The following is an 11890-nucleotide window of genomic DNA, read 5'->3' as shown; positions in this document are numbered from 1 at the left end:
TGTTCTTTTCGCGGGCAAGCCCGCTCCCACGAACTCAGAGCAGTGTGATACCTGTGGGAGCGGGCTTGCCCGCGAAAAGAACACCTCGATCATTCAGACGAACTCGAATCAGCTTGCTTTATTGCTGACTTGGTTTTTGCCGCTGGCGCCAGGTGTCGTCGATCTTCGACCAGGTCTTGCCATCGGTAATGGCCAGCAGCTTGCGGCCATCCTTGAACGTGGCAAGAAAGGTGGCTTCTTCCTCTTTGCCGCCCAGCCACAAGCCGGCGAGCAGGCCGACCGGTCCGGCCACCAAGGCACCGGCCACACCCCAGCCGAGGGTGGCGCCCAGGTTGCGGTTCGATTCCAGGCTGGCAAGCCTGAGGTCCTTGATACGGGCCAGTGAGATGCGCTCACCGGCCTGGCTGCGTGGGGTCTTGAGTGTGAGCGATCCGTTGCGATACTCGCCTTCACCTTGCAAGAAGTCGCCGGATTGCACCGTGAGTCTTGTCATTGTGTCGTCCTGTCAGTGGAAGGGCTGTGACCAGCACCTACTGAGCGCCGCCCCCCTCGGCAAGTCAACGAGCAGGCGACGGAGGGTCATGCGACCGGTTGTCGCGACATCCGCGCCAATAACGAATGGCCTCATTGAAACACCAGCACTCCGTCGCCTTTTCATAATAAAACTTCCCCGTCCTGAATATTAAACCGATCAGTCATTATCTGGATTGGGGGTATTCACTAATGCAATTGATCGATAACAGTTTGCGCAAATAACAGCGATACAGCAGATGATGATTCACGCAGAAAAAATGACGTCAAAAAACACTGGACAGAAAGTTTCAGGATGTGTCAGTTTTTTTGCGCCTCACAAGGGCGAGTGACAGGATGCTCTCGCCGAAAGTTTGAGCGTTCCTGTCGAACATCAACTATTCCGCAAACAAGGAAGTGTCTGCATGTCGAAAGTCAAAGCAAATGCTGTTGTTTCCGCCGCCTCGGTGTTGCAGCCGAACGGGCCGAGTTCGGCCTTCGGGCTGATCAACAACTTCGCCCACCAGTACGATCGCGGTGGCGCGAACATCAATGGCAAACCTTCGTTCACCGTCGACCAGGCAGCCACCCAGCTGCTGCGCGACGGGGCGTCCTGGAAGGACCTGAACAAGGACGGCACCATCAGCCTCACCTACACCTTCCTGACCAAGGCACCGGCGGACTTCGTCAGCCGTGGCCTGGGCAGCTTCAGCCAGTTCAACAACCAGCAGAAGGCCCAGGCCAAGCTGGCCATGGAGTCCTGGGGCGATGTGGCCAAGGTGACCTTTACCGAAGCCGCTTCGGGCGGCGACGGGCACATGACCTTCGGCAACTTCAGCGCCAGCAATGGCGGGGCGGCATTTGCCTACCTGCCGTTCGATGGCCGGGGTTCGCACAAGGGTGAGTCCTGGTACCTGATCAATAGCGGCTATCAGGTGAACATCAACCCGGACACCGGCAACTACGGCCGCCAGACCCTGACCCACGAGATCGGTCACGTACTCGGGCTGTCCCATCCCGGCGACTACAACGCCGGCGAAGGCAATCCGAGCTATCGTGACGCTTCGTATGCGCAGGACACCCGTGGCTACAGTGTCATGAGCTACTGGAGCGAGAGCAACACGGCGCAGAACTTCGTCAAGGGCGGCGGGCAGTACTATGCCTCGGCCCCGCTGATGGACGACATCGCCGCCATCCAGAAGCTCTACGGCGCCAACTACGCCACCCGCTCGGGCGATACCGTGTATGGCTTCAACTCCACCGCCGACCGCGATTTCTACTCGGCTACCTCGGCGTCGTCGAAGGTGGTGTTCAGCGTGTGGGATGGTGGTGGCAACGACACCCTGGATTTCTCCGGGTTCACTCAGAACCAGAAGATCAACCTCAACGAGGCTTCGTTCTCCGATGTTGGCGGCATGATCGGCAACGTCTCGATCGCCAAGGGCGTGACGGTGGAGAACGCCATCGGCGGTTCGGGCAACGACCTGCTGATTGGCAACGCGGTGGCCAACGTGCTCAAGGGCGGTGCCGGCAACGACATCATCTACGGCGGTGGCGGGGCTGACACCCTCTGGGGGGGAAGCGGTGCGGATACCTTCGTCTATGGCGCCATCAGCGACTCCACGGTCAGTGCGCCGGATCGGATCATGGATTTCGTCAGTGGTCAGGACAAGATCGATCTGTCTGCGATCTCGGCGTTTTCCCAGGGCAAGCTGCCGTTGGAGTTCGTCAGCGCCTTCACCGGACATGCCGGCGAGGCGGTCCTGAGCTATGACCAGGCGACCAACCTGGGCAGTCTGTCCATCGATTTCACCGGAAACAGCCTGGCTGACTTCCTGGTGACCACGGTGGGTCAGGCCGTCGCCACGGATATCGTGGTCTGATGGGCCGGGAGCGGCTCACGCTGTATTGCATGGGTCGCTCCCAGCCACGTGAGGTGGGTGGATGCGAGCAATCAAACGAATGATCGCGCTGGCCGCGATTTCCCTGATGTCGATGACCGAGGTAGGTATGGCGAGCAGCCTGCTACTCCCCAACGCCGCGCAACTGGCCGGGCGCTGGCAGCTTTATGCGCAACCGCAGCAGGCAAGCGCCTGCAGCCTGAACCTGGCCGCCAGCGAGGGCGCGCTGGACGGCGACCTGGCCTGCGCCGAAACCTTGCTCGGCGTGCGCCCGGGCAGTTGGCTGGTGACCCCCGACACCTTGGCCCTGGTGGGCAGCGATGGCAGCACGGTGGTGCATTTCAGCCGCCAGGGCGCCGGTCGCTATACCTGGACGTCTGCTGCCGGCAGTGCAGTGGTGCTGGAGCGTGTGGATAACTAATTACCCGGCCAGGTTATAACGGCCATAAGGGCGAAACATGAAACTTCCGAGCAACAGGCCCGGCGCACTTTTGTGGGCGGCACTTGGCGAATTCAAATCGACGTTGATCAGCGTCGGTTGTTTTACTGCGTTGATCAATATTCTCATGCTCGTGCCATCGATATATATGCTGCAAGTGTACGACCGTGTACTGACTTCGCAGAATGAAACCACCTTGTGGATGTTGACCCTGATGGTGGTGGGTTTCTTCGTCTATATGGGCGTACTGGAGGCGGTGCGCAGTTTCATTGTGATTCGAGTCGGCCATCGACTGGAGCAGCGCTTCAACCTGCGGATTTATCGCGCCGCGTTCGAGCGTCACTTGCGCCAAGGTGATGGCGCCGCTGGCCAGGCTTTGAACGACATGACCCAAGTGCGTCAGTTCGTCACCGGCCCCGCGTTGTTCGCCTTCTTCGATGCACCGTGGTTTCCGGTGTATCTGGCGGTGATCTTCCTGTTCAACGTCTGGCTGGGTGTGCTCGCCAGTGCCGGAGCCTTGCTGTTGGTGCTGCTGGCTGTGCTCAACGAACGCCTGACCCAGCGCCCGTTGGCCGAGGCAAGCAGCCTGCAGCAGCAGTCGAGCAGCCTGGCCGGCAGCCAACTGCTCAACGCCGAGAGCATCCAGGCCATGGGCATGCTCGGTGCGCTGCGTCAGCGCTGGTTTGCCTTGCACGGACGCTTTCTCGAGTTGCAGAACCGTGCCAGCGACACGTCGGCAGTGATCACGGCCACCAGCAAGTCCCTGCGCTTATGTTTGCAGTCGCTGGTGCTGGGCCTTGGGGCGCTGCTGGTGATCGAGGGCCAGATGACGCCGGGCATGATGATTGCCGGCTCCATTCTCATGGGCCGGGTGCTGGCGCCAATCGACCAGCTCATCGCGGTGTGGAAGCAGTGGAGCGGTGCCCAGTTGGCCTACAAGCGTCTGGAAACCCTGCTGCAGGAGCACCCTGAACCGGCGCTACCAATGCCGCTGCCGGCGCCTGGCGGCCAGTTGTCCATCGAGCAGGTCAGCGGCGGGCCACCGGGGCGCAGGGTGGCTACCGTGCAGCAGGTCAGTTTTGCCCTGGCACCCGGTGAGGTGCTGGGGGTGCTGGGGGCTTCGGGCTCTGGCAAGTCAACCCTGGCCAGGCTGCTGGTTGGCGTCTGGCAACCACTGGCGGGCCAGGTGCGCCTGGATGGCGCCGAGCTTTGCCAGTGGGACCGCGATGCGCTTGGTCCGCATATCGGCTATCTGCCGCAAGGCATCGAGCTGCTGCGCGGCAGCATCGCCGAGAATATCGCCCGCTTCGGCGAACTTGATGGCCACAAAGTGGTGGAAGCGGCGCGCCTGGCGGGTGTGCATGAGTTGATCCTGCGCTTGCCGCAGGGTTACGACACACGCCTTGGCGAGGGCGGCGGCGACCTCTCCGGAGGCCAGAAACAACGCATTGCCCTGGCGCGTGCGCTCTATGGCAACCCGTGCCTGATCGTGCTCGACGAACCCAACTCCAACCTCGACAGCCTTGGCGAGGCGGCGCTGGCCAAGGCCATCGTTCAGTTGAAGGCGCTGGGGCGCACTGTGGTGCTGGTGACCCATCGCAGTGCGGCTCTGGCCCAGGCCGACAAGCTGCTGGTGATGAACGACGGGCGTGTGCAGGCGTTTGGCCCTGCGCGGGATATTCTCCAGGCGCTGGGCCAGGGCACCACGCAGCGGCCGCTGCAAGCCGGAGGTGGCGCATGAGCCGCACGACAAGCGATGCGCGTTTTTATGTCCGCCTTGGTTGGCTACTGACCCTGCTGGGGTTTGGCGGGTTCATGGCCTGGGCCAGCCTTGCGCCGCTGGATCAGGGCGTGGCGGTGCAGGGCACCGTGGTGGTGTCGGGCAAGCGCAAGGCAGTGCAGTCCATGGCTGCCGGGGTGGTCAGCCGGATTCTGGTCCGCGAAGGGCAGACGGTGCGTCAGGGTGAGCCGCTGTTCCGTCTCGACCGTACCCAGGTACAGGCAGATGTCGAGGCGCTGCAGGCCCAGTACCGCCTGGCCCTGGCCAGCCTGGCGCGTTGGCGCGGTGAGCGTGACAACGCGGGGCAGGTGCAGTTTCCTGCTGAGCTGATGGATGAGTCCGACGCGCAACTCGGCCTGGTTCTTGAAGGTCAGCGCCAGTTGTTCGACAGCCGTCGCCAGGCCCTGGCCCGTGAACAGGGCGCGGTGTCGGCCAGCATCGAAGGCTCCCAGGCCCAACTGGCCGGCATGCGCCGTGCACGGGGCGACCTGCAGGCCCAGGCCGACTCCCTGCGCGAGCAGTTGGACAACCTGCGCCCGCTGGCTGGCGAGGGCTACATCCCGCGCAATCGGGTGCTCGAATACCAGCGTCAGTTGTCCCAGGTGCAACGTGACCTGGCGCAGAACGCGGGCGACAGCGCGCGCCTGGAACAGGGCATCGTCGAGGCTCGGCTCAACCTGCAGCAGCGCCGTGAGGAATACCAGAAAGAGGTGCGCACCCAACTGGCCGAGGCCCAGGTCAAGGCCGCGACGCTGGAGCAGCAGCTCAACTCGGCGCGCTTCGAGTTGCGTCACAGCGAGATCCTCGCGCCAGCCGACGGCATCGCCGTCAACCTGGGGGTACACACCGAAGGTGCAGTGGTGCGGGCAGGCGACACGTTGCTGGAGATAGTGCCGCAAGGTACGGCGCTGGAGGTGGAAGGGCGCCTGCCGGTGAACCTGGTGGACAAGGTCGCGCCGCGGTTGCCGGTCGATATCCTGTTCACAGCCTTCAACCAGAACAGCACGCCACGGGTCACCGGCGAAGTGGCGCTGGTGTCGGCCGACCAGTTGCTCGACGAGCGCAGTGGCCAGCCGTACTACGTGCTGCGCAGCACCGTCAGCGAAGAGGCGCTGGCGCGTTTGCAGGGCTTGGCGATCCGCCCGGGCATGCCAGCCGAACTGTTCGTGCGCACTGGCGAGCGCTCGCTGCTCAACTACCTGTTCAAGCCCCTGCTCGACCGTGCAGGCAGCGCCTTGACCGAACAATAAGGACGCGCTGATGGACACATCTGCAACCAGGCTGCTGCTGGCCTTCGTGCTGCTGCCGACACTGGCCCAGGCCAGCATGGGGCCGTTCCAGGTCTACGAGCAGGCGCTGCGCCGCGATCCGACCTACCTTGCAGCCTTCAAGGCCCGTGAGGCGGGCCAGGAGTACCGGGCCATCGGCCGCGCAGGCTTGCTGCCCAACCTTTCCTACAGCTACAACAAGGGCCGTAACGATTCGAAGGCCAGCTACCTCGGTGATTCGCGTCGCTCCAGCGAAGACAGGCGCTATGACAGCTATGGCTCGACCTTCATCCTCCAGCAACCGTTGTTCGACTACGAAGCCTATGCGGCCTATCGCAAAGGGGTGGCCCAGGCGCTGTTCGCCGACGAAAGCTTTCGCGACCAGAGCCAGCAGTTGCTGGTGCGAGTGATGACCAGCTATACCCAGGCCCTGTACGCCCGAGACCAGATCGCTATCAGCGTGGCCAGCAAGCAGGCCTACCGCCAGCAATTCCAGCAGAACCAGCGCCTGTTCCAGGCCGGCGAGGGGACGCGCACTGACATTCTCGAGGCCCAGGCGCGTTTCGAACTGGCCGATGCCGAGGAAATCCAGGCGCGCAACGACGAGGATGCCGCCCTGCGTGAACTCGGCGCGTTGATTGGCGAACCGGCGGTGCAGATCGACATGCTCGCCCCCCTGCGCAGCGGCTTTGCCTTGCCGCAGGTGATGCCCAGCGGTTACGAGGCCTGGCAATCGCTGGCCCTGGCCAGCAACCCGCAGCTCGGCTCGCAGCGCCATGCGCTGGAAGTGGCGCGTTACGAGGTCGAGCGCAATCGTGCCGGGCACCTGCCCAAGGTCAGCGCCTTCGCGACTTCGCGGCGCCAGGAGTCGGACAGCGGTAACACCTACAACCAGCGCTACGACACCAACACCGTCGGTATCGAAATCAGCGTGCCGCTGTTTGCCGGTGGTGGCGTCAGCGCCTCGACGCGCCAGGCCAGTCGGCATCTGGAGCAGGCCGAGTACGAGCTCGACGGTAATACCCGCAGCACCTTGATCGAGCTGCGCAAGCAGTACAACGCCTGCGAGTCCGGTGCCAGTCGCCTGCGCGCCTACGAAAGGGCGCTGCAGGCGGCCGAGGCTCTGGTGGTGTCTACGCGCAAGAGTGTGCAAGGGGGCGAGCGGGTCAATCTGGATGTGCTCAATGCCGAACAGCAACTGGCGACCACCCGGCGTGACTTGGCGCGGGCGCGCTACGACTACCTGCTGGCCTGGATCAAGCTGCATTACCAGGCGGGGACCTTGAGCGAAGCGCAGTTGGCGCGGGTAGACGAAGCCTTCGTGTCGGCCGGCGGATAGGGGCGGCCATTGGGCCGCTCCCTGTCGCCATGGCCTCAGGCGGCGAACCCGCCATCGGCCAGCAGGCTGGCACCGGTGATGTAGCCAGCTTCCGGGCCGGCCAGATAGGCGACGAAGCTGGCGATTTCATCGGCATGCCCGTAGCGTCCGATCGCCATCAGCGGGATCAGGCTGTCGGCGAACTCGCCGTTGGCCGGATTCATATCGGTGTCCACCGGGCCAGGCTGCACATTGTTGACGGTGATGCCCTGGGGCCCGAGGTCGCGGGCCATGCCGCGGGTCAGGCCGACCAGCGCCGACTTGCTCATGGCATAGGGCGCGCCGCCTGCGAACGGCATGCGTTCGGCGTTGGTGCTGCCGATGTTGATGATCCGGCCGCCCTGGCCCATGTGCCGGGCCGCAGCCTGGCTCGCCACGAACACGCTGCGCACATTGATCGCCAGCATGCGGTCGAAGTCTTCGAGGTCGAATTCGGTCACTGGCGCCACGGCCAGTACACCGGCGTTGTTGACCAGGATGTCGAGGCGGCCGAAGGCTTTGACGGTATCTTCCACCGCTTGCTGCACCGCACTGGCATCAGCGCTGTCGGCGCGCAAGGCCAGGGCGCGGCCCCCCTCGGCGTTGATGGCATCAGCCAGGGCCTGCGCGGGGGCAGCGGAGCTGACATAAGTGAAGGCGACTTGCGCGCCTTCGCGGGCCAGGCGCCGGACGATGGCGGCGCCGATGCCGCGGGAACCGCCCTGGACCAGGGCGACTTTGCCTTCGAGGTTCGATACGTGGGACATGCTGCTCTCCTGAAGCGAGCAAGGCGGTGTGCCTTGGATGAGCCCAGTATCGGCTGGGTATTACCTGCTGATAAGATGGCAATCGCTATCGTCAGAGTGAACTTCTGGTTGGGAATCGCCCATGGAATCCTTCAGCAGCCTCGAGTGCTTCATCACCAGTGCCGAGGTCGGCAGCTTCGCCGAGGCCGCCCGGCGCTTGTCGATCACGCCTGCGGCGGTGGGCAAGAACGTCGCCCAGTTGGAGTCCCGCCTGGGTGTGCGCCTGTTCCAGCGCAGTACGCGCAAGTTGACCCTGACCGAGGCCGGGCAACGCTTTCTCGGTGAAGTGAGCGAGAGTTTTCGCAGCATCCAGTACGCCGTCGCCAACCTGGCCAGCAGCGAAGGCCAGCCGGCCGGGGTGCTGCGGGTCAGCATGGGCATCGTGTTCGGGCGTTTGTACGTGCTGCCGTTGCTGGGGGAGTTCCTGCGCCGATACCCGGCAATCACCGCGGACTGGCATTTCGACAACCGCCAGGTCGATCTCATCGGCCAAGGGTTCGATGCCGCTATCGGCGGCGGCTTCGACCTGCCGCCGGGTGTCGTTGCGCGCAAGCTGGCGCCTGCACACCGGGTCTTGGTAGCGGCGCCTGAGTACCTGCAGCGGCACGCGCCGATCCAGATGCCGGAACAACTACCCCAGCACGACGGCATCCTGATCCGTTCGCCGCAGACCGGGCGAGTGCGTTCCTGGCCGCTGACCAGCCGCAGCCAGGAGCAGCGCCCGCTGCAACTGCGCCAGGCGATGACCATGAGCGACTCGGATGCCGCCTGTGCTGCGGCGGAGCAAGGGTTGGGGATTGCCTTGGTGAGCATGCCGTTCGCCGTGCCGTACTTCGCCAGCAAACGGCTGTGCAGGGTGTTGCCGGACTGGTATGTGGACGATGGCAGCGTCAGCGTCTACTACGCCGAGCGCAAGCTGCTGCCGGGCAAGACCCGCGCGTTCATCGACTATCTGGTGGCGTGTTTCGAGGCGCAGGGGTTGGCGAAGCAGTTCGATGCGATGGCAGGCGTCTGAATCCTGCCGTCAGTCGACTTCGACTACGAACTGCACCTGCGCCACCCCGGCGAGCATCAGGCTTACTTCGTCATCGAGTTTCTTGCCGATCAACTGCTTGCCAAGCGGCGAGCGCGGGGTGATCACGGTCACCAGTCCAGGGCCTTCGCCGATTTTCAGTCCGGCGCCCTCGGGGCCGAGAAACAGCAACTGCTGGCGACCTTGCTCGTCTTCAAGCGTTACCCGGTTGCTGAGCTGGATCCCCCGCGCCGGGTCGTAGTCGCGCAGCAGCAACTGCTGGTAGCTCAGCAGCGCCTGGCGGATTTCGGCGGTACGACGCGCCTGGCCGGTGGCGAGGTAGGAAGCCTCGAGTCCCAGGGTGTCGTACTTGTTCTCGGCGATGTTCTCTTCGGCAGTGGCGGTTTCGTAGGCGGTCTGGGCGGCGCGTCGCAGCACCTCCATGTCGTGCACGAGGGTGTCGATGATGCGTGCGAGCAGGGTTGGCTTGTCCATGGTCAGCGGCAGAACTCCAGCACGTTGGCCTGGCTCTTGTCGGTCGGTGCATTGCGGTTCTGCTGTAGCCAGAACTGGCATTTGGGGTTGTTCAGGTTGCGCGGGTTGGCCTCGATGGCCTGTTGGGCTTGCTGCGTGTTCAGGATCTCCTTGTAGCGCTCGAACATCGCCTGCTGCGCGTCGGCCGGTTGCGGCGGGGCAACCGGGGCGGGGGCGGTGCGTGCCGGGGCCACTGCCTGGGCCAGTGGTGCGACCTGCTGCGGCCACAACTGCCAGGCCAGCCACAGGCTCAGGGCGATGGCCACGGCGCCGAGCCACAGGCCGATGGCCACGCAGACAATCAACTGCAAAGGGTTCAGGGTGATCTTCAGTTCGCGGCGACGGGGCATCGTGGCCTCCTGGCAGGGGTCGATCAAGGGGCCATTGTCGCATGGCTGTGCGATTTGTTTTATTGCCGGGTGCGGGTAGCGCTTTTGTCGGTGCCGGTTTATCCGCACAATCCATGGTTTTCTGCGCTGCGAGGGGAGTGGTCGTGAAAGCCACCTGGGACATTTTCTGCACGGTCGTCGACAACTACGGCGATATTGGCGTCACCTGGCGCCTGGCGCGCCAGCTCGCCGATGAGCATGCGTTGACCGTGCGCCTTTGGGTGGACGACCTGCAGGCGTTCGCACTCCTGTGCCCGGAGGCTGATCCACAGGCCGCGCGGCAATATCAGCAAGGCGTCGAGGTATGCCATTGGCCGGTCGATTGGCCCGCATGCGAAACCGCCGAGGTGGTGATCGGTGCCTTCGGTTGCCGACTACCGGCGGCCTATGTCGAAGCCCTGGCCGGTCGCCCTACACCGGCGTTGTGGCTGAACCTCGAATACCTGAGCGCCGAAGACTGGGTCGAGGGTTGTCATGGGCTGCCGTCGCCACAACCCAATGGCCTGCGCAAAGTGTTTTTCTTCCCAGGCTTCACCGCCAATACCGGCGGCTTGCTGCGTGAAGGCGAACTGCTGGGCAAGCGTGCTGCGTTCGAGGAGGATGCTGCCGCGCGCGAGGCATTCCTTGCCGGCCTCGGCGTGAAACCTGCGCCCGAGGCGCGACTGATGTCGTTGTTCGCCTACGAGAACGCACAGTTGGGCCATTGGCTGGAAGCCCTGGCGGCAGACGATCAGCCCACCCACCTGTTGGTCCCCGAAGGTCGAATCCTGTCCGACCTGCATGCGTGGCTGGGTGAACGACTGGCCGTGGGCGAGGTGCGCCAGCGCGGGGCGCTGACCTTGCAGGTGCTGCGATTCGTCAGCCAGGACGACTACGACCGTATCCTCTGGTGCTGCGACTTCAATGCCGTGCGCGGCGAGGATTCCTTCGTGCGTGCCCAGTGGGCCGGGCGCCCTCTGCTGTGGCACATCTACGTGCAAGAGGAGAATGCTCACTGGGAAAAGCTCGAGGCTTTTCTCAAGATCTATCGACAGGGGCTGTCGGACGATGCCGCAGATGCGCTGGTGGCGTTGTGGCGTGCCTGGAACATGGATCGTGACATGGGCGAGGCCTGGCGCGGGGTGCTGAAACACTGGCCGCAACTGCAGACGCACGCCCGGCAATGGTGTCTGGAACAGGCCACTCGGCCGGACCTTGCCACAGCGCTGGTACAGTTTTACCGAAATTGGATATGATATGCGGCCTCGATTTTTATAAATCCATCCAGATTCGGATACTTCGTAATGAAAACTGGTAAAGAGCTGAAACCCGGTACCGTACTGCGGATCGACAACGACCCGTGGCTGGTCCAGAAAGCGGAATTCACCAAGTCGGGCCGTAACAGCGCGATCATGAAGACCAAGCTGAAGAACCTGCTGACCGGCTACAAGACCGAAACCGTCTACGGTGCGGACGACAAGCTGGACGACGTGATCCTGGATCGCAAAGAAGCGACCCTGTCGTTCATCAGCGGTGACTCGTACACCTTCATGGACACCACCGACTACACCATGTACGAGCTGAACGCCGAAGACATCGACGCCGTTCTGCCGTACATCGAAGAAGGCATGGAAGATGTCTGCGAAGCCGTCTTCTTCGAAGGCCGCCTGGTATCGGTTGAACTGCCGACCACCATCAGCCGTCAGGTTGTCTACACCGAGAACGCTGCTCGCGGCGATACCTCGGGCAAGGTCATGAAGCCTGCCAAGCTGAAGAACGGTACCGAGATTTCGGTAGCTGACTTCATCCAGATCGACGAGTGGATCGACATCGACACTCGCGACAACAGCTTCAAGGGCCGTTCCAAGAAGTAATCTTCTTGCGACCCACAAAAAACCCGGCCTTGGCCGGGTTT

General features: G+C 63.4%; 12 protein-coding genes. 8 read left to right on the top strand and 4 right to left on the bottom strand.

Annotated features, from left to right (window positions below; genetic code table 11):
• Positions 1-118: 118 nt before the first annotated feature.
• Positions 119-493 (bottom strand): hypothetical protein, encoded by a 375-nt coding sequence (locus HU729_RS23295; RefSeq protein ID WP_186666536.1) that lies wholly within the window; start codon positions 491-493, stop codon positions 119-121.
• 442 nt (positions 494-935) lie between these two features.
• Between HU729_RS23295 and HU729_RS23290 the strand changes: the two genes are divergently transcribed.
• From HU729_RS23290 to HU729_RS23270, 5 genes are all read left to right on the top strand, one after another.
• Positions 936-2393 (top strand): serralysin family metalloprotease, encoded by a 1458-nt coding sequence (locus HU729_RS23290; RefSeq protein ID WP_186711675.1) that lies wholly within the window; start codon positions 936-938, stop codon positions 2391-2393.
• Between the two features lie 61 nt (positions 2394-2454).
• Positions 2455-2832: an AprI/Inh family metalloprotease inhibitor gene (locus HU729_RS23285; protein WP_186711674.1), complete on the top strand. Its 378-nt coding sequence runs from the start codon at positions 2455-2457 to the stop codon at positions 2830-2832.
• Between the two features lie 37 nt (positions 2833-2869).
• Complete coding sequence (locus HU729_RS23280) at positions 2870-4591, top strand: type I secretion system permease/ATPase (RefSeq protein WP_186711673.1); 1722 nt, start codon at positions 2870-2872, stop codon at positions 4589-4591.
• Positions 4588-5880 (top strand): HlyD family type I secretion periplasmic adaptor subunit, encoded by a 1293-nt coding sequence (locus HU729_RS23275; RefSeq protein WP_186711672.1) that lies wholly within the window; start codon positions 4588-4590, stop codon positions 5878-5880. Before HU729_RS23280 ends, HU729_RS23275 begins: the two co-directional genes overlap by 4 nt.
• Positions 5881-5890: 10 nt before the next feature.
• Positions 5891-7237, top strand: coding sequence for a TolC family outer membrane protein (locus tag HU729_RS23270; RefSeq protein ID WP_186711671.1), 1347 nt, complete (start codon positions 5891-5893; stop codon positions 7235-7237).
• Between the two features lie 35 nt (positions 7238-7272).
• Here the strand turns inward: HU729_RS23270 and HU729_RS23265 are convergent, their stop codons facing one another.
• On the bottom strand, positions 7273-8022 hold the full coding sequence (locus HU729_RS23265; protein WP_186711670.1) for a 3-oxoacyl-ACP reductase family protein: 750 nt from the start codon (positions 8020-8022) through the stop codon (positions 7273-7275).
• Between the two features lie 121 nt (positions 8023-8143).
• Between HU729_RS23265 and HU729_RS23260 the strand changes: the two genes are divergently transcribed.
• A complete protein-coding gene (locus tag HU729_RS23260; protein ID WP_186711669.1) occupies positions 8144-9076 on the top strand; it encodes a LysR family transcriptional regulator in 933 nt (310 codons plus the stop codon).
• 9 nt (positions 9077-9085) lie between these two features.
• Here the strand turns inward: HU729_RS23260 and HU729_RS23255 are convergent, their stop codons facing one another.
• Both HU729_RS23255 and HU729_RS23250 read right to left on the bottom strand, forming a co-directional pair.
• Entirely contained in the window at positions 9086-9568 is a 483-nt protein-coding gene (locus HU729_RS23255; RefSeq protein ID WP_186711668.1) for a GreA/GreB family elongation factor, read from the bottom strand.
• 2 nt (positions 9569-9570) lie between these two features.
• Complete coding sequence (locus HU729_RS23250) at positions 9571-9957, bottom strand: hypothetical protein (protein WP_186711667.1); 387 nt, start codon at positions 9955-9957, stop codon at positions 9571-9573.
• A 143-nt stretch (positions 9958-10100) separates the two neighbouring features.
• On the opposite strand from HU729_RS23250, the gene earP reads away from it, so the two are divergent.
• Positions 10101-11231, top strand: a complete 1131-nt coding sequence (gene earP / locus HU729_RS23245; RefSeq protein ID WP_186711666.1) for an elongation factor P maturation arginine rhamnosyltransferase EarP — start codon at positions 10101-10103, stop codon at positions 11229-11231.
• A 48-nt stretch (positions 11232-11279) separates the two neighbouring features.
• Positions 11280-11849: an elongation factor P gene (gene efp / locus HU729_RS23240; protein WP_028691737.1), complete on the top strand. Its 570-nt coding sequence runs from the start codon at positions 11280-11282 to the stop codon at positions 11847-11849.
• Positions 11850-11890: the final 41 nt, after the last annotated feature.

Source organism: Pseudomonas sp. RW10S2 (genome assembly GCF_014268985.1).
Lineage (GTDB): Bacteria > Pseudomonadota > Gammaproteobacteria > Pseudomonadales > Pseudomonadaceae > Aquipseudomonas > Aquipseudomonas wayambapalatensis.
This window is presented reverse-complemented; position numbering and strand designations above follow the sequence as displayed.